Raw genomic sequence first — 17508 nt, forward strand, 5'->3', positions numbered from 1 at the left:
ATAGGCGTTAAGTACCACAGCGGGGGTGACTTGCCGTCCCTGTAATGGTCTCTTTTGCCAAAAAGCGTCCTCAATACCTTTGGGATCATCCTGGCGTGGGGCTATGCCCCTGTGGGATTGATGGTTTGAGACTCTTTTGCCATGAAATATGCTTCCGTTGCGGCCAGGAACCCTGCTTGAAACGGTTTGTTGGCGAAACCGGTCAGCAGGCTTTGGGTGGGCGTAGGTTGATGTGATTGCTTTCAGAATAAAGCCCTGTGCGCATCAGACTGTAAATATCGTTATCAGACCTCAAAATGATGAACAGGTTCCGTTTCAGGTGCGTTATGGGGCTCTTTAGAAGATCGGAAAAATGAAAAATTATGGAACTAATTTCTAAATTCAGGCTCTTAAAAAATTTAGACATCTTTCAGGGTAATTTAATGCAAGCATCCACATCAATGTCATCAATTATTCAAATACTTCCGACTCAGAGTGCGGAAGCCTCTGATTTACCAGATATTCCAGAACCGATATCTTGTCAGTTTAAGTGTCTGGGACGCACGGTTTCACTGTTGGAACGAACAGCTGTTAATCTGGCTGTTAGCCTGCCTATAGCCTCTGGTGTTGCCATTTGTGTCGAACATGTTGTCAGGGGGGTTGCCGGTGCTTATGCAAGTAGTTTGGCAGGTTTTTTGACAGGTTTTGTCGTAGGTGGTGTTGCAGGTATGATCGCCGAGCATGTGTATGTTCAGTGTCGGCATGTAGCCCCGACGGAATCACCTGTACGGTTTACAGGGATTATCAGTCATGACCCTGAGCAGGTTGTTTGAAAATTTGTCTGGCAGTTGTGGACGAATTGCTGCTCTTCCAGTATCTCTGGAAGCTGACCCGGGTCAGGGTCAGCCACGAAAAATCAATGGATGAATGGGTTGCCTGATGCTTCACACGCACCGATCAGGCCTGGGTTGTCGTGAATAATCAGACTGGTTGGGATAGCCGCCAGATAATCGGCCATCTTATCGTTAAGGTCGAACGATGTCCTGAAATCTGATTGGGCGAAGAACTCCGGGAAGCGTGGAATAATGCCGCCAGCAATATAGACGCCCCCCTGGGCTCCGGTGGTCAGTGCCGCATTACTGGCGGCCCTGCCCAGCAGTTCACAGAAATGCAGTAGTGTCTGTCGACAGAGGGGTTCCCCGTCCAGGGCCTGAGCCGTGATTTCATGATTTTTCAGTGTCTGTGTTCGGCCAGACAACATACTGTGGGCTTGATACAGCCGTTCAATGCCAGAACCGCACAGTACCGATTCCCAGGAAACATAGCCCAGCTGCTGCTGAAGAATACCGAGAATCTCCTTATCCATGGCGGATATGGGCGAAAACGCCGCATGTCCGCCCTCTCCGGGCAGAGGCAGCCAATGATCGCCGGCCTTCTTCAATGCGGCGACGCCAAGGCCCGTGCCTGGTCCAATAATCAGTTTGGTGGCCCCCGGGATTGCCTCTCCGTTGCCAATCTTGACCAGGGTGTTTTCAGGCAGGGCAGGGAGGGCAAGCGCCTGGGCGGTAAAATCATTGATCACTTTGAAGGACAGCAATTTCAGCGTGTCTTTCATGTCAGACTGGTTGAATTCCCAATGGTTGTTGGTCATTTTTATCGTCTGGCCACTCACCGGGCAGGCAAATGCCATGCAGGCATGATCCACGGCAACTTGTTGATGCTTCAGGTAATGGCTGACCGCATGATCAAGGTTATCGTAGTCATTACAGGCCAGCACTTGTACCGAGTCTGTTTGCAGCTTGCCACCCAGTGAGAGTGCAAATCTTGCGTTGGTGCCACCGATATCAGCTACCAGTGCCATTGAGTCATTCAATAAAGTGTCACGTGACATGATGAAGAGTGCTTCTGTTATGTACCCAGAGCAGAAGATCCTGTTGCCACACAGGCCGTGGGGCTTTGGGGCTCTGGCTACGGGTGAGGGTGAAGTAGCGGGCGGGAGTTTACCTTACTGTTAAGTAAAGGCGTAGTGTGATGTCATGACATGAGTCAATGGGCGGGTATGCAGTGTTTGGATCCCCGTGTTGGGAAGACAACTTCGACAGTTCCAGGAATCTGGATACCGGAGCAATTCCAACCAACAGGCTATTGTTGTAAAATCATTCAGTTGTATTACACGTTTTGGTAATGGCCTTGTCGGCCAGCTGTTGTTGTGAGCAGTGTTTCATAGGCAGCCATGTGCTGCCAACTTCATTCCCATTGTATTTCCAGAGCGGTCATTATTGGTCAGCTCTTGATGGGTCTATGCAGTATAAAGTGTTGGTGCCGTGTGCACCTGAAAAAGTGAGTGATATAGGGCAATGTTTGAAGTCAATCCCATTAAGGAGCGTATCAAGGACCTGAGAGCGCGTACTGACGTGCTTAGGGGGTATCTTTGACTACGCTCACAAGAGTGAGCGGTTGCAGGAAGTAGAGCGGGAGCTGGAAGACCCGAACGTCTGGAACGATCCGGAGTACGCCCAGAAGCTGGGCAAAGAGCGTTCCACCCTGGAAGCGATTGTTTCTACCATTGATGAGCTGACCAGTGGCCTGGGGGATTCTGAAGAACTGCTGGAAATGTCGGTAGAAGAAGAAGACGAAGAGGGTGTCCAGGGCGTTGTGGATGAGCTTGATGAGCTGGCCCGGAAACTGGAAGTACTTGAATTTCGTCGTATGTTCTCCGGTGAAATGGATCCTAACAGCGCCTTTCTGGATATTCAGGCCGGTTCCGGCGGTACTGAGGCCCAGGACTGGGCCAATATGCTGCTGAGAATGTACCTGCGCTGGGGTGAGGCCAACGGTTTCAAAACGGACATCATTGAAGTCTCTGCCGGTGAAGTGGCAGGGATCAAATCGGCAACGGTTCAGTTTAACGGGGATTATGCGTTTGGCTGGTTGAGAACTGAAATCGGCGTTCATCGCCTGGTGCGCAAATCACCGTTTGATTCCGGTAATCGTCGCCATACCTCCTTTGCTTCCGTCTTCGTTTCTCCTGAGATTGATGACAATATTGATATCGAAATCAATCCGGCGGATCTGCGTATTGATACCTATCGTTCCAGTGGTGCCGGTGGACAGCACGTCAACACCACCGATTCTGCCGTGCGTATTACCCACGGGCCATCGGGAATTGTTGTACAGTGTCAGAATCAGCGTTCCCAGCACCAGAATAAAGACAAGGCCATGCAGCAGCTGAAGGCCAAGCTTTATGAGATGGAGATGCAAAAAAGAACGGCGGAGTCTCAGGCGATGGAAGATTCCAAGTCGGACATCGGCTGGGGTAGTCAGATTCGCTCCTATGTACTGGATGACTCCCGTATTAAGGACCTTCGTACCGGGGTAGAAACCCGGAATACCCAGTCTGTGCTGGATGGTGACCTGAACAAGTTCATTGAGGCGAGCCTGAAAAAAGGTCTGTAACTGGAAGAATATTTTATGTCTGAAGAACATTTTTTGTCGCAACAGGTGCAGGAAGAAAAGGCTGCTGAAGCCCATGAAGAGAACCGCCTGGTTACCCTGCGCCGGGAAAAACTGGCGGCCATTCGCGCAAAAGGCGTGGCATTTCCCAATAAATTCCGTCGTGATTCGCTGGCTGGCGATCTTCAGGAACAGTTCAAAGATCATGACAAGGCTGCCCTGGAAGGCCTGAACCACCACGTTAAAGTGGCTGGCCGTATTATGTTGAACCGTGGCGCGTTCATGGAACTGCAGGATATGTCTGGCCGTATCCAGCTTTATGTGAACCGCAAACAGCTGCCAAAAGAGACCCTGGATGCCATCAAGACCTGGGACCTGGGGGATATTATCGGTGTAGAAGGTGCTGTTCAGCGCTCTGGCAAAGGCGACCTTTACGTTGATATGAGTGCTGTCCAGCTACTGACCAAGTCTCTGCGTCCATTGCCTGAAAAGCACAAAGGCCTCACCGATACCGAGCAGCGATACCGCCAGCGCTATGTTGACCTGATTACCAGTGAACACTCCCGGGAAACCTTCCGGACCCGTTCCAGAATCATTCAGTGTATCCGTAACTACTTTCTGGGTCAGGACTTTATGGAAGTTGAGACGCCGATGCTGCAGGTGATTCCCGGTGGTGCCACGGCCAGACCGTTTGTGACCCATCACAACGCGCTGGATATCGATATGTACCTCCGTATCGCCCCGGAACTGTACCTGAAGCGTGTGGTCGTTGGTGGTTTTGAACGGGTATTTGAGATTAACCGGAACTTCCGCAATGAAGGGCTGTCTACTAGACATAACCCGGAATTTACAATGATCGAGTTCTATCAGGCTTACGCGGATTACACCGACATGATGGATCACACTGAAACCATGCTGAAACAGCTGGCTCAGGACGTTCTGGGTAAAACTGAGTTCGAGTACCAGGGGCAGATGATTGATTTTGGCAAGCCGTTTGCGCGGATGTCGGTATTTGAATCTATCTTGCATTTCAACCCGGATCTTGATGCCGCTGATATTGACAACCTGGAGTCAGCCACACAGGTTGCCGGTAAACTGGGCATTGATGTGAAGCCGATCTGGGGGCTTGGCAAGGTTCAGATGGAAATCTTTGATGAAACGGTGGAACATCACTTGCTTAACCCTACCTTCATCACGGATTACCCGACCGAAGTGTCGCCTCTGTCCCGTAAAAATGACGACAACCCATTTGTTACTGAGCGCTTTGAGTTCTTTGTGGGGGGTCGGGAAATCGCTAATGGCTTCTCTGAGTTGAATGACTCAGAAGACCAGGCTGAGCGCTTCAGACAACAGGTAGCTGAAAAGGATGCCGGGGACGATGAGGCAATGCATTATGATGCAGACTATATCAATGCACTTGAATACGGTCTGCCACCAACTGCCGGAGAAGGTATTGGTATTGACCGGCTGGTGATGCTGTTTACGGATGCGCCGTCAATCAGGGATGTGTTGTTGTTTCCTCATATGCGTCCTCAGTAGATATTGACGCAGGAGTAATTGTGCTTAAGTTTGTACTTGTCAAATATGTGAATCGACGATGCAGGTATCATTTGCATTGGTTATATGAACCTGCCGTTTGGTTACCGTATTAGTAATTACCTGCTTAACTCAGTTATTTTCTGAGTCGCTGATAGTTCGGGATTGATGACATGAGCAGGCCAAGCCTGCTCATGTAGTATCCGGGAGCCTGAAGTTAAGTCGATGCGCTTTGCTGGTGAAGCCAGGAGTTTGCCATACGCCCGGTCTAATCGGTCTAATCGGTCTAATCGGTCTAATCGGTCTAATCGGTCTAATCGGTCTAATCGGTCTATAAGGATATGGGTAGTACTCCAGGTATGGCGGTCTGATAACCCTGAATAGTGGCAGGGCCGGTTTTCATACGTATGGTTGATTTCTGTACTAAGATGCTTGTTCAAGCGACGGTACTGGACGAACGCTATAAAACAATCAGGCAACTGTAAGGCAGTCTAAATATGGTCTCAACAATGGATTCCTCATCAGAAGGCATGAAAAGCTCTGGTATGCACGACAGTGATATGAAACTGAAATATCAGGGGCGAAAAACCAGTCGTGCCAATAGCGAACAGCGTCGTCGTACAATTCTTGAGGCGGCTTTAAGAATCGTTGTCAGAGATGGCGTCAGGGGTGTCCGTCATCGTGCTGTTGCCAAGGAAGCCAATGTTCCTCTTTCTGCAACCACTTATTATTTTAAAGATATTACGGATCTCATCACTGACACCTTCACTCTGTTTGTGGAGATGGGTGCCCAGAAATTCAAGGCGTACTGGGAAGAGTCTGACAGTATGCTGAAAATGGCCATGAAAGAGCTTGTGCCATCGGACCAGGCCAGTCGTCAGGTATTTGCTGACCGGATCAGTGATCTTGCTATTGAGTATGTGCTGATTCAGCTGGCAGAACATCGTGACTACCTGATCGCAGAGCGTGCTTTCCAGCAGGAGTGCCTGCGTAACGAAAACCTGAGGCCCATTGCCTTCAGTCATCAAAAGTTCTTTCTCGATAGTCTCAAAACATTCTTTTCTAAAATCGGCTCTAACCATCCTGATATTGATGCTGAACTATTTGGCAGTATTATCATTCATGTTGAGTACCAGGGATTAATTGCAGGTTTTGAAGACGAAACAACAGTGGACAGGCTCCGGGTCATGCTCAAGCGTCAGATAGAGTTGATGCTGGGTGTATACAGTTAGTACAGACATTTTCTGCCTTTTGCGTCACAACTTCGTCCACCGGGAAAGCCAGCAGAACCATTTGAATACCCTTAAACTCTCATGATTCTTCAGGCTTTCACGATTCTTTCAGTGCATGGAAGCAAAAGACACGGAACTACAAATTAACGAAGAGCAAAAGAAGATATTTTCTTTTCCTTTTACTCTTTGGGGCATTCACAGCTACATCCTAAATGTCCATTCAGAGAGGGAATTAGCAAACTTAATGAAAACGTCTATTAGTGCCAGAGTATTGGAAATTCGAGCATTCCAACAGTGCTGTTGTGGTCGGAGATAAACATCTGCGTAATGTCCAGCTCTTCCATGAAACCAAATACCAGAATTGCACTTGAAAGACTGGCTTCATTGGTACCGATGGATGAGGCCTGATCCAGGATATATCTCTCCAGTTTGCCCTTGTCCAAAGACATTTGGTGCATGGTGATATCTTCTGCGAAGCCTTCCTGAAATACCGGGCCGATACCGGTGATTTTAACCTGATCTTTCTTCAGTTCATTGCGAATAATGACCGGCGTTTTCCGGGCAAGATATCGTGCGAAGGTGATACCTGCTTCGAGTTCTTCAGTTGATATGGGGGATAATGACCTCGGCAAATGTGTTGGTTTATTCTGGACAACTTCCTTCAGGTATTCCATAAAGGAAACAGAACCAAAATCACCTTTGTGGGCAAATGGACCAGCTTCAGGATCGGAGATAATCAACTGAAAACTCTCCTTCCCGATATCCCAGACGACAGGTGTTTCAGAATTATCAGTCGCCGTTAAAGCTGAGAAAAAATCCATTCGATCTTCTTCTTCAGGGGATAGAATGCGAATATTGATACCGCTTGTACGCCGTATCTTCTGCACCAGCTCTTCGGCGTTATGAGCCTCCCTGAAAATGTCAGTAGCAATGGCTCTTACCTGAACTGCCTTGAAATGTTCCTGTCGGGTTCGCAGTTTTTGAAAGAGTCTCTGAGCCTTTTTTAGCATAAAGCTGCTGAAAAAACGGTTGTCGCTAGCTGACAGGTCATCGTAGAAACCCGCTTCCAGAGAACCGTAATCAAGGTGCCGGTAAACTTTATCGGTCTTGTTGTTTACGTCGGCGATAGCGAAATGAATAGAATTGGCATTGATTTCGATGGCCATCCTGCGTTCGAGCATTGCCAGGGACTGGCAGCTAAAAAGAAGGGCTGCAACCGCAGAAATTCTGATAGATGCTTTATTAAAAGTTTGCATTGTATTGAAGGCGATCCGTAACGAAGACTGAGTTGTTATTAGTAAAGGTGTTGTTGTGCTAAAGTGCGTTGGCTGGCAAAGAGTGTAGTTGGCTCTTATGCGGTTGGAGGTAATTTATTTGTCAATGTTAGTTGAGGTAGGGTGATGCCAGACATCAAATTGGAACCTTCCTGGAAAGCCATGCTTCAGGATGAATTTACCAAAGAGTATATGCAGACCCTGCGCAGCTTTCTGCAACATGAAAAGGCTCAGGGCAAGATGATTTACCCCAGGGGTGCAGAATACTTCCGGGCCCTGGACCTGACGCCGTTTGCACAGGTCAAAGTGGTGATTCTTGGGCAGGACCCTTATCACGGGCCGGGTCAGGCTCATGGGTTAAGCTTCTCGGTACGTCCCAAAATCGTCATTCCTCCATCGCTGGTTAACATGTACAAAGAGTTGGAGTCAGATTTGGGCATTCCGCCGGCCAATCATGGATTTCTGGAACACTGGGCCCATCAGGGAGTGTTACTGCTCAACAGTGTGTTGACTGTCGAGCATAAGCAGGCTGCTTCTCATCAGGGCAGGGGGTGGGAGACATTCACTGACCGGATTGTTGCCGCGTTGAATGAGCAGCGAGAACATATTGTTTTTATTTTGTGGGGCAGCTACGCACAGAAAAAAGGGCGGTTTATTGATACCGGTAAACACCTGGTTCTGACATCTGTTCACCCATCGCCACTTTCAGCTTATCGAGGCTTTTTTGGCAGCCGACCTTTTTCCAGGAGCAATGATTATCTGGTCAGTCATGGAATACAGCCTATAGACTGGCGACTGCCACCCCTGAATTGACCGGTGATATTTTGTTCCATGATTACTGTACATAGGGCCTTGGTTTATGTATGATCCACGCCACTGAATGCAGACGGTTGAAGGACACAGTTTGTAATCGTTTCAGTCTACACGCGCTCGTAGCTCAGCTGGATAGAGTACCTGGCTACGAACCAGGCGGTCGGAGGTTCGAATCCTCCCGAGCGCGCCACCAAATGGAATGATTCATCAGAGTTTACAGCTGAATTGGCTGATTGAAGATGTTGATCTCCTGATCAGGCGTAGCTTTTCGAAGCTCACATTCATACGCCAGGTAAGCATGGTAGTCGCTAATCTCTTTTTGGTGCTTTTCATTATTCAAAGTATTCTGGTTGCGGCGTCTATTGTTCATCCTTCGCTGTATTCTTTTACGCTCTAAAAAAGCGGGATCCTGACTACGCTTCCTGTAGTACTCCCTGTTTATCTGCCTTTTATACTCTGCGTAAGCGGGATCTTTGCGACGCTCTCTTTGGTAGTTCCTGCTTCTCTCCCTGTTACGTGCTGCGTTAACAGGATCTTTAAGACGATTCCTTTGGTAGTTCCTGCTTTTCTCCCTTTCAAGCTCTGATTGAGCGGGATCATTGCGACGCTGCCTTTGGTACTCCCTGTTTCTATTCATTAAATATTCTGCATAAACGGGATCTTTGTAACGCACGGAGTTCCTGGTTATTTGCCTTTTACATGCATCGTTGGCGGGGGGGGCATTGCAAAACTTCCTCTGACCCTCGACTATTGCAGCGTTACCGTCAGCGAACACCTCTGTTTGGGGTATTTTGCTATAACTTGTCGTTTGATTTAGATGTTGTGGGCTAGAAGGTGCGGTAGAAAAATTGATTTTCTGATCATCTGGATGCCAATGGCATGCAGGTATTGGATTTCTGGTTTCTGGCTCACTCACCGATAAGAATGCCTGTGGAATAAAAGGGGGAATTGGTTCTGGTGCTGGCCTGGCCTCAACAAGTTCATTATCAGAATCCCAGGGTACATAGTAATCAAGGTCTGATTGTTGTATGTCAGGGAGCTCATTGCTGAAAGTAGCTGCTGGATCGGTAAAAATCAGATTATCAATATCATATTCAAGCAGGGAATGAAAAGAATCAACATTATTTTGGCAAAAATTTGATTGATTATGGTAAGCAGGTAAAGATAATTCCAGCGCATGAACAGACTTACCATGATATGAAGGCTGCTGATCGTTATAATCAGGTGGAATCAGTTGTTCCATTGAATATAATGAGCAGGAAAGAGTATCGGAACAGGCAGGCTCAAATGAGGGTAAGTTATTAAAGAGATACATTGAATTATGAAATTGTCAAATTAAAGGCTGAGACAATTATTTTATAAAAAAGTTCCTTCCTGAAAAAACTGATCAATATTTATGTCAACCAAATATGGAGTTTTGCTGTCTATCTATCCAGGGAGCAGTGAACAATACCTGCTTACTTTTTGTTTGTTGACCGTCCAATCTAGATAGGTTGGGTTTGAACCGGATTGTTGAGATTTTTTCTTTCATTCAACGGCAGAGGATGGGGGAGCAATGAAGAAAGTTCTGCTTGTTTTGCATTAGCTGCCTCTTTTCCTTTTTCCCTTGCTACTTTATCACTATAGCCTTTACTTATAGCTTTTTTATAGGCCATTAACTTGGCACTGTATATGGCCTTTTTCACCTTGCCTTTGGTGGATGAATAATATTTGGCTCTAGCCCTGTATGCGACCATCTTGCCGTGGTCGGACGTGCGGTATCTGGCTCTGGTCTCCTTGCCTTTGTCAGATGCCTCGTATCTGGATTTGGCCTTCTTACCTTTATCAGATGCTTCGTATCTGGTTCTGGTTTTCTTACCTTTATCAGATACTTCGTATCTGGCTTGGTACGTTCTGACTTTATCGCATCCTTTATCATTAATCATCATGCTTTTATACGACATTGATATACTTTCTTCGAAAGTGTTGGCCTGAGATAAACGACTTACTACAGGTTGATCTTCGTTTGCAGGGTTATTAATGATTGCTATTGACCTTTTTCCAAGCATTGGATTATCAGATGATTTATGAAAAATCACTGTCGGACACTGAGGGTCATATTTGTTGGTTGTATCAATACGCATCGAACATAGAATATTAGCTGCTTCGACAACTTCACGGGAGAAAGCCTGAACCGATACTCCAGATAAAGAATAAGTATTATCTTTAAAATAAGGGAAGAACTCAGAAGTAATATTTGATTGAACAGAAAAATCAGGAATTTCCATTGAATTATTGAATTGTTGAGTTTTACAGTAAGACTGCTCTATCTTATAAAAGTTCATCTCTGAATAATCAATATTTAAGTCAATAACAATGAAAAGCTTTTTATGACTATTTGCTCAGGTTGTTAAATAAATTGAAATAAAATAGAGCTTGAATCAAGCTCAGTTTTTTATTACTCGATACGAATCCAGGATAATGGCGGCAGCTTCCTTTCCGGCAATTCTTGCCTTTTTCCGATCACCATCGACTCCGTTTAAAACTGAATTATAAGCCTTCCGGTAAGCTTTCATGTAAGCCTTCCCTTTCTCGGACTTTGCCCATTTTTGTTTGGAAGATATTCGCTTCCGGGAACGAGCGTAAGCTTTGATGCGAGCCTTTCCTGCCTTGGACTCACGGTATGCTTTCTTATAAGGCTTGGTATTTCTGGGCTGAGCGTAACCTTTCTCGTTTACCTTCCTTTTCCCGGACTGTTTGTTAGCTTCTGCGTGTGTCAGGGGCAGGGGGCCCTCAGAACTGCACGATTCATGTGTCTTACTCTCAATGGTTGCAGTTATAACTTGCTCTTGTGTGTCTTTATGCAACAGATCAGGTGTAGTCTCTGGGCGTGATGACGGCTGAGACAAACCTGCCAATGGGTTTTCCGGAGGTAATTGATGGGCGGTTTGTTCTGCGTTTGTTAATGCTGGATCTGTGCATGAATGGTCACAGGAAAAAATGTCGTCAGGTGGCTCCGGTGAATAAAGATCCGGGCGCATTATTTCTTTTTCAAATAATGGTGAATAAGATATTGAAAAATCATTAAGTGAGCATGGAGGTGGTAGTGTGACCTGATTGAACAATCTATCCACTAAAAAAACATTGTGAGGTGGATCATGTTTCCGCACATAATGACTAGTCATGCTGGGCATCGGACTGGAATCATCAGGTGGTATTACAGCTACGCCTGAAGAGTCCTGAACACAGGAAGAGACAGAAGCGAAAGATGAGTCTACGTTAAGTCTGTCCATTGAATTGTTGCACTCTTGAATTATAGATTAAGACCGCTATTTTTTTAAAAAAGTTCCTGCCTGAAAAAACTAATTTGTCTCAAGTGATCTGACGTTTTTGCTGATTTACTGTTTTGGTTCCGATAGTTGAACTTTTTATTATAAATTTTTTGCTATATGTTATTCTCTTATCAAGGTAGAAGCTTGCTTGCCAGCGATTCTTGCTTGTTCTCTATCGCCGGTATTCTTGAAGGCTTTATAGTAGGCTCTTTGGTAAGCCTTCCGTTGCTCGGACTGGCGGTAAGCCTTATGGTAAGCCTTGCCTTTCTCAGACTGAGCCCAGGCCCGTATGGAAGCCTTCCGTTTCTCGGTCTGTGAGTAAGCTTTATTGTAAGCTTTGTGTTTCTCGGACTTACAGTAAGCTTCCAGGTAAGCTTTACGTTTCTCGGAACGCGCGTAAGCCTCCCGGGAAGCTTTCCCTTTCTCTGATTCACGGTAAGCTTTCTGGTAAGCCTTCTGTTTCTCGGACTTACTGTAAGCCTTCCGGTAAGCCTTCCCTTTCTCGGACTGAGCGTAAGCCTTTTGATAAGCCTTCAGGTAAGCCTTGCGTTTCGCGGTCTTAGCGTAAGCCTTTTGATAAGCCTTTTGATAAGCCTTTCGTTTTTCAGTGCTTGCGTAAGCCTTCAGGTAAGCTTTCCGTTTCTCAGATCTTGCGTAAGCCTTTTGGCAAGTCTTACCTTGAAAAATGGTCTGAGATTGACCCGGTTCGGAAGCCGAAGTTGTAATATCCAACTTATTTCCGGCAGGTGATTGATCTTCTTTAGTATGGCTGGTGATGATCACTATCGACCTTTTTTCCAGCCGGGGAGTATCAGTTAAAAAATGAACAGGCTCCATCGGCTGCTGAAGGTATTTTCTGGTTTTATCAGTATGCATGGCACATAGAATATTCGCTGCCTTTACAACTTCACGGGAGAATACCTGACCTGATAAGCCGAATTCAGAAAAAGTAGTATCGTGATAATTAGAAAAATCATCTGAAGCTGCAATCAATTGAGTAGAATAAGTAGGTATTTCCATTGAATGCTTGAATTAAGGAATTCCGGCTTATGACAGATGTTCTTATAAAAAGTTCCCCTGATGACAACCCACACTTAATCTTTACGTCAATTCAGATGCACAGGATGGCTTGAGACACTCATCTGTTGTATAACCGGGATCATTCTTCGCAGCCAGCTGTTTGCTGCGCACATTGACGTTTTAAGTTCGCTTGATTTCTGCGGTGCTGCCTAAGGCGCTCCCTTTCGCGCTCTGCGAAAGCAGGATCTTTGTAACGTTTTCTAAGGCGCTCCCTTTCGCGCTCTATGTAAGCAGGATTTTTACGAAGCTCTCTTTGGCGCTCCCTCTTGCGCTTCAAGTAAGCAGGATATTTGCAACGCTCTTTGTGCAGCACCCTTTCCCGCTTAACGTACGCAGGATCTCCGCGATGCTTTGTCTGGCACCTGGCTATTGAAGCGTCATTATTAACAATTTCCTCTGACTGTTTCGTGTGGTTGTCACTTGTTTTTTTGTTCAGGCTTTGTGGCTTGGAAGATGCGACAGAAAGATTGGTTATCTGATCATCGGGGTTCCAATGGCTCGCTGTTGTTGGCTCCCTGATCCAAGGCTCACTCTCTGATAGGCATAGCCCCTGAAGAAAAGGAATATTTGGTATTAATGATAACGTTTCATCTTCAGATTTATCACTGGAGCTCCGGGGTGAATATTGATTAAGCACTGATTCTGGTATGTCAGGATCATCAGTACGGATAAAGTCTTCTGTATCGTCAGGCGTTATAGGTTTAATGCCATATTTATTCAATGAATTACAAGAATTGTTGTTATTTTTGGGTATGTCTGACTGGTTATGGTAAATGGGAAAAGGAGTTTTCAATGACTGAACAGGCATACCCTGATACGTCAAATGACATTTGCCTGAACCAGATTTACCAATTCTTCCTAATAAATATGATGGACTGAAACAAGGATCAGGAAAAGCAGATTCAAATAGAGCTGGCTTATTTGATAGACTCATTGAGTTATTGAACTATTTAATTATAGTCTAAGACCAAGGGTTTATATGAAAGTTTCTCCACGTTTTTGCCGTTTTTTATCCTGATGGATAGAGATCACTATCTACTGATTCCCTGATTACTCACAGTTTAACCCAGTTATCTTGTTTTACGGGCTGAATATGATGATGTTTTTTTATATGGGTAAATAAGTTGGAAGACTGAGCAAAAGATGTTTTACACTTCAGGCAAAGATAGGGTTTAATTCCTGAGTGAATATAAGTATGTTTTATAAAATCATATCTGTGAAAGAATCTTTTTTTACAGGTTTGACACTTAAAATTTTTTTCGCTTAAATGAATCGATCTCTCATGAATCCGGCGAGTACCTTCCCTTACAAATGTTTTACCACACCCTGAATAGGAACACATAAATTTCTTGTTGTCAGGTTTTTTTTCAGTTGGGTCACGATCAGAAGGTGTTTCTTCAGACACGTTAGTTAAGCTTTGTACCTCAGGTACAGAGGTAACAGAAAACTGTTGGTATAAGGCTGGGTGTGATTCATTATTGATCTGATTAATATAGACTGGAACCGGACCAATGAATGTGAAATAAGGGACTGGGGGCAAATTATTAGTATTAAAAAACATAATGAGGCTATTGAATTATTGAATCAATACTCAGACCTCTTCTTATTAAAATAGTTCCGCCTTTAAACAAAAAACAAACAACCCATTCGTTATGACAACAAGGCATAAAATTATGCTGCAGATATTTAGAATGATGATGTAAAGTTCTTCGAAAGTCAGCGTTATCACGGTTTGAAAGTCGCTGGTTGTCTGGTGAGTGGATGATCAGTCTGATTGAAATAAGGGCAGGAGAGATAGTGGATACTTTGAGGACTTAGCCTAACAGGCCTGCTTTCAGAGATCACCTCTATGCTTGGGTTTAAGTATCAATCGTTAGAACTGCATAGCGGTGCCGTTTGATTATCACACCGCAGTATTTTTATGCCAACAGCTGACAGTATAAAATTGATACTTACGTCCAGTTTTGCATCCGGTTAGATTTCAAGCCGGAAGTACAACGGAGGTCAGTGTTATGAATTCTGTAAGGCCATTTTCAGTTTATCAGCAAGATCCACCCGCCCTATGGTAGTTGATTTTAAAGGATTAATCAGAATAGATGTCTTATACCCTCCAAGGGCAAGATCATTCAGAAATGTAAGCATTGCTTTTGTGGAATCATTCGGGCATTCACCTTCAACTCTTCTTGTGTATTCCAAATTGAAGGGAGTACCAATGGAGAGGGCCAAGCGTTTCCAAAGGGTGGGATTTTCACCGACAATTCGTAATGCTACTGGAAAGTTAAAATCACTTAAGTCTAATGACTCTCCCGTTGCCGTTATTGGTTCCAGATGATTCAGTAAGTCAGGACAAACATCATCCAGTTGAAACATCTGATTTTCATGGATAATATCGCAACTTCGTAACAGTTCAAGCTTTAATACGGGAGTTTGACTTTGTTGATCGTAACCCAGATTTTTCAGCCCCTCTAGTAACAACTTAGCCGCTTGCTAAATTGATACTGATGGTTGCTGAGACTGACCGGGCCAATAAGCCTGATCAGGAAGCAGGTGAAACGGTGATTCACTGCCCTGAGAATTGCTGGTAGAAACTGCGGAAAGAGGTAGCGTGTTGTTTCTCTGAATCATGATGATAACCTCAGTTAATGGTTTGTTAATATGGACCGCCATTTACTTAGATAGTTCCACAAGATAAACAGATCCCGATAAATTACTATGGCTATTCTTTAAAACCCGGTTTGATATTGCACCGAGTAATGCCCAGCTGTCTTTTTCTGACGTGACGCTACGAATTGAAATCGTCCTTTCGAGACTAACGGTTATGAACCTGTTTGTTTTTTTCGGGGTAGCCAATAAATCCATGGCGTTGATGCTCGCGGACAACCGGCAGTTCTCCGCAGCTTTTGAACGTTTCAATGGAGCTCCCGCAGAGACACAGCAGATTTACCGGTTGTTTATTCGAAAACAAACATAGTTACAACTTAAGTCTAAAATTATTTACAGTACCTAGTGCAGGCAAGCGTTGATATCCATACCGTTCGCACTGACCGGAGTCGAGGTGCGGTGCTCCCATCCGTCGACTCCGCTCAGGATGAACGGGGTGTACGGGTATTAGCGCTTTCCTGCACTAGGAGGCTGACCGAGAATAGACTGCCCTACTGCGGAGGCAACAAATTGGTCTAAAAATCCGCTTTTTTCGGCAAATAGCCCCGCTATTCACCTCACAAAACCGAATTTTTATCCTCAATTTTCTGCCATCCTCGCTACGGGCGCTATTCTCGGTCAGCCTCCTGGTGTGATATAGTTTCAAGCATCGGAATGAGTGAAAGATATACCAATGATAACAAATAGTTAAGATAAGGAGTCATCTTTTGGATAATCGTATCCCGCCGAATTCAAGAAAAGTTACTTTTGCAAATCAAGATGTTAATCAAAATCAGCTGGCTGAGGATTCTGGAGAATTTGGGGGTAAAAAGGTCTCTTCGAAAAATCATATCAAGATGCTCATCATTTCACTTAAAAAGCTTAAAAATTTTATCATGAAGCCAATTCGTGACAGACAGATAAAATCTTATAACCAGGCTCTGGTAAAGGCCCGTAAAAATAAGGATTATGGTAGGGATTTAAGGAATGGGAAAATCGATAAAGCCTGCTACGACGTGTTAAATAGAAGAATGGATAAAGCTGGATTTGACAAGGGTTTACTTAAAGAAAAAAACTCTAGAGAAATTTCCGATATTCTTGTAGATCATCACATCATGACCAGGGATGATGCCGAAAACCTGCATATAAGAAATGTTGACTTAGAAGGTTCACCTTATTGGTAGACAAATGAGTTAAATTACTGTCAATATTAATCCATAACTATTCATATTGACGAAAAAACACTGAACTATTCAGTGTTTTTTTTCGCCTGAAGAAAAGGAGAATTGATTACTATCAAGGCGAATCTGAAGAACTCTCCATTTTTTGCGACAATGCACGCTGTGATAGTGGCACTGTCCAAACTGACCACCTCTGCTGTTCAAATGTGACCCACCCTGCTGTTTTTAAGTGACCACCCCGCTGTTTATGGTCCAGTGTATTTTTTGAAATCATCCATCCTGTTATTCAGCTTCAGGATCAGTGGATGGCTATTCGTACGTTTCGGATCGTCGTCGAATAATACGGACTCAAGCTTTTCGGCTTCTGTCAGGAAAACTGACCACAAAAAAGCCTTGTCATCAGCAGTGTTTTTGGTCAACCCGATTTTTCTGGCTTGGGTCAACCATTCCCCATACAGCTTCAAACTGCCAGAGAAAACAAGCTCACAGTGTGCGAAAAAACCATTAATTAGCTGGCGTTGATGGTCATTATGATCGTTAAACTCAAAGTAGAATGGATCGTAAACCGACGTTGTAAACAGGTGCTGCAGTTGTTCAGATATTGTCGTGTAAAGGTCTTCTGCAACAGCAGATAATGGCGTTAGTACGCTCTGTCTGAGAAACAGTTTGATTACTGTCATCTGGCTGCCATGTGCCCGTCGACAAGTATTTTTCTGCTCAGCCCACCCCTCTTCAATAGCCAATGCCAGAAAACAAGTCAGCGAATCAAGCGTGTAAGGTATTTCAAGTTTTTCAGCAGTTCTGGCCCTTAATGTCTGTCTTCTGACAGCACTATTTTCATCACTGAAGAGTTTGCCCCTGTACATTGAGGGCAGCTGCAACGTAAGCGCCAAAATAACCCACGTCCTACCCTGCTCAGATTTGATCAAGGATCATAAAGCCTCTGATTACATGGAGGCTCCAATGACCAATCCAGAAACCACTAAAGAACAATGGCTGCAACGAATCG

General features: G+C 44.9%; 16 protein-coding genes and 1 tRNA gene. 7 read left to right on the plus strand and 10 right to left on the minus strand.

What is annotated here, in order from left to right; translation table 11 throughout:
- The first annotated feature begins 362 nt into the window (after positions 1 to 362).
- Complete coding sequence (locus tag J7439_RS09095; protein WP_209201515.1) at positions 363 to 812, plus strand: hypothetical protein; 450 nt, start codon at positions 363 to 365, stop codon at positions 810 to 812.
- An 83-nt stretch (positions 813 to 895) separates the two neighbouring features.
- Here J7439_RS09095 and glk read toward each other — a convergent pair whose 3' ends face one another.
- A complete protein-coding gene (gene glk / locus J7439_RS09100; RefSeq protein WP_209201516.1) occupies positions 896 to 1870 on the minus strand; it encodes a glucokinase in 975 nt (324 codons plus the stop codon).
- Between the two features lie 466 nt (positions 1871 to 2336).
- Between glk and prfB the strand changes: the two genes are divergently transcribed.
- The 3 genes from prfB (at position 2337) to J7439_RS09115 (ending at position 6200) form a co-directional block, all read left to right on the plus strand.
- Positions 2337 to 3435, plus strand: a protein-coding gene (prfB, locus tag J7439_RS09105) for a peptide chain release factor 2 (RefSeq protein ID WP_209201517.1) whose coding sequence is annotated in 2 segments (ribosomal slippage) — positions 2337 to 2411 and positions 2413 to 3435 — 1098 coding nt in all. Because the reading frame shifts where the segments join, the coding sequence is not laid out codon by codon here.
- A 15-nt stretch (positions 3436 to 3450) separates the two neighbouring features.
- Entirely contained in the window at positions 3451 to 4971 is a 1521-nt protein-coding gene (gene lysS, locus J7439_RS09110; protein ID WP_209201518.1) for a lysine--tRNA ligase, read from the plus strand.
- 506 nt (positions 4972 to 5477) lie between these two features.
- Positions 5478 to 6200 carry a TetR/AcrR family transcriptional regulator gene (locus J7439_RS09115; RefSeq protein ID WP_209201519.1) on the plus strand — a complete coding sequence of 241 codons (723 nt, stop codon included), beginning with the start codon at positions 5478 to 5480 and terminating at the stop codon, positions 6198 to 6200.
- A gap of 257 nt (positions 6201 to 6457) precedes the next feature.
- On the opposite strand, the gene J7439_RS09120 is transcribed toward J7439_RS09115, so the two are convergent.
- Positions 6458 to 7381, minus strand: coding sequence for a Ppx/GppA phosphatase family protein (locus tag J7439_RS09120; protein WP_209201520.1), 924 nt, complete (start codon positions 7379 to 7381; stop codon positions 6458 to 6460).
- 219 nt (positions 7382 to 7600) lie between these two features.
- Here J7439_RS09120 and ung point away from each other — a divergent pair, with 219 nt between their 5' ends.
- Together ung and J7439_RS09130 are read left to right on the plus strand one after the other, a co-directional pair.
- A complete protein-coding gene (gene ung / locus J7439_RS09125) occupies positions 7601 to 8287 on the plus strand; it encodes a uracil-DNA glycosylase (protein WP_209201521.1) in 687 nt (228 codons plus the stop codon).
- 113 nt (positions 8288 to 8400) lie between these two features.
- Positions 8401 to 8477 (plus strand) — tRNA-Arg (locus J7439_RS09130).
- Positions 8478 to 8501: 24 nt separating this feature from the next.
- Here the strand turns inward: J7439_RS09130 and J7439_RS09135 are convergent.
- The 7 genes from J7439_RS09135 to J7439_RS09165 form a co-directional block, all read right to left on the minus strand.
- Entirely contained in the window at positions 8502 to 8924 is a 423-nt protein-coding gene (locus J7439_RS09135) for a hypothetical protein (RefSeq protein WP_209201522.1), read from the minus strand.
- Positions 8925 to 9771: 847 nt separating this feature from the next.
- Positions 9772 to 10611 carry a hypothetical protein gene (locus J7439_RS09140; RefSeq protein WP_209201523.1) on the minus strand — a complete coding sequence of 280 codons (840 nt, stop codon included), beginning with the start codon at positions 10609 to 10611 and terminating at the stop codon, positions 9772 to 9774.
- 102 nt (positions 10612 to 10713) lie between these two features.
- Positions 10714 to 11307, minus strand: a complete 594-nt coding sequence (locus tag J7439_RS09145; protein ID WP_209201524.1) for a hypothetical protein — start codon at positions 11305 to 11307, stop codon at positions 10714 to 10716.
- Positions 11308 to 11718: 411 nt separating this feature from the next.
- On the minus strand, positions 11719 to 12618 hold the full coding sequence (locus J7439_RS09150) for a hypothetical protein (RefSeq protein WP_209201525.1): 900 nt from the start codon (positions 12616 to 12618) through the stop codon (positions 11719 to 11721).
- 139 nt (positions 12619 to 12757) lie between these two features.
- Positions 12758 to 13612 carry a hypothetical protein gene (locus tag J7439_RS09155; protein WP_209201526.1) on the minus strand — a complete coding sequence of 285 codons (855 nt, stop codon included), beginning with the start codon at positions 13610 to 13612 and terminating at the stop codon, positions 12758 to 12760.
- A gap of 120 nt (positions 13613 to 13732) precedes the next feature.
- On the minus strand, positions 13733 to 14239 hold the full coding sequence (locus J7439_RS09160; RefSeq protein WP_209201527.1) for a C2H2-type zinc finger protein: 507 nt from the start codon (positions 14237 to 14239) through the stop codon (positions 13733 to 13735).
- 449 nt (positions 14240 to 14688) lie between these two features.
- The gene (locus J7439_RS09165; RefSeq protein WP_209201528.1) at positions 14689 to 15048 is read right to left on the minus strand and encodes a hypothetical protein; all 360 of its coding nucleotides are present in this window, start codon (positions 15046 to 15048) and stop codon (positions 14689 to 14691) included.
- A 998-nt stretch (positions 15049 to 16046) separates the two neighbouring features.
- Here J7439_RS09165 and J7439_RS09170 point away from each other — a divergent pair.
- Positions 16047 to 16502 carry a hypothetical protein gene (locus tag J7439_RS09170; RefSeq protein WP_209201529.1) on the plus strand — a complete coding sequence of 152 codons (456 nt, stop codon included), beginning with the start codon at positions 16047 to 16049 and terminating at the stop codon, positions 16500 to 16502.
- Positions 16503 to 16744: 242 nt separating this feature from the next.
- Here J7439_RS09170 and J7439_RS09175 read toward each other — a convergent pair whose 3' ends face one another.
- Positions 16745 to 17365, minus strand: a complete 621-nt coding sequence (locus J7439_RS09175; RefSeq protein WP_209201530.1) for a hypothetical protein — start codon at positions 17363 to 17365, stop codon at positions 16745 to 16747.
- Positions 17366 to 17508: the final 143 nt, after the last annotated feature.

This window comes from Salinisphaera sp. G21_0 (genome assembly GCF_017744115.1).
Taxonomy (GTDB): Bacteria; Pseudomonadota; Gammaproteobacteria; order Pseudomonadales; family Endozoicomonadaceae; genus Endozoicomonas.

What these genes read in the sequence shown, in the direction of transcription:
- J7439_RS09095 (WP_209201515.1), top strand. Translation starts at nt 363, where the DNA reads ATGGAACTAATTTCTAAATTCAGGCTCTTAAAAAATTTAGACATCTTT.
- glk (WP_209201516.1), bottom strand. Translation starts at nt 1,870, where the DNA reads ATGTCACGTGACACTTTATTGAATGACTCAATGGCACTGGTAGCTGAT.
- lysS (WP_209201518.1), top strand. Translation starts at nt 3,451, where the DNA reads ATGTCTGAAGAACATTTTTTGTCGCAACAGGTGCAGGAAGAAAAGGCT.
- J7439_RS09115 (WP_209201519.1), top strand. Translation starts at nt 5,478, where the DNA reads ATGGATTCCTCATCAGAAGGCATGAAAAGCTCTGGTATGCACGACAGT.
- J7439_RS09120 (WP_209201520.1), bottom strand. Translation starts at nt 7,381, where the DNA reads ATGCTCGAACGCAGGATGGCCATCGAAATCAATGCCAATTCTATTCAT.
- ung (WP_209201521.1), top strand. Translation starts at nt 7,601, where the DNA reads ATGCCAGACATCAAATTGGAACCTTCCTGGAAAGCCATGCTTCAGGAT.
- J7439_RS09135 (WP_209201522.1), bottom strand. Translation starts at nt 8,924, where the DNA reads ATGAATAGAAACAGGGAGTACCAAAGGCAGCGTCGCAATGATCCCGCT.
- J7439_RS09140 (WP_209201523.1), bottom strand. Translation starts at nt 10,611, where the DNA reads ATGAACTTTTATAAGATAGAGCAGTCTTACTGTAAAACTCAACAATTC.
- J7439_RS09145 (WP_209201524.1), bottom strand. Translation starts at nt 11,307, where the DNA reads ATGCGCCCGGATCTTTATTCACCGGAGCCACCTGACGACATTTTTTCC.
- J7439_RS09150 (WP_209201525.1), bottom strand. Translation starts at nt 12,618, where the DNA reads ATGGAAATACCTACTTATTCTACTCAATTGATTGCAGCTTCAGATGAT.
- J7439_RS09155 (WP_209201526.1), bottom strand. Translation starts at nt 13,612, where the DNA reads ATGAGTCTATCAAATAAGCCAGCTCTATTTGAATCTGCTTTTCCTGAT.
- J7439_RS09160 (WP_209201527.1), bottom strand. Translation starts at nt 14,239, where the DNA reads ATGTTTTTTAATACTAATAATTTGCCCCCAGTCCCTTATTTCACATTC.
- J7439_RS09165 (WP_209201528.1), bottom strand. Translation starts at nt 15,048, where the DNA reads ATGTTTCAACTGGATGATGTTTGTCCTGACTTACTGAATCATCTGGAA.
- J7439_RS09175 (WP_209201530.1), bottom strand. Translation starts at nt 17,365, where the DNA reads ATGTACAGGGGCAAACTCTTCAGTGATGAAAATAGTGCTGTCAGAAGA.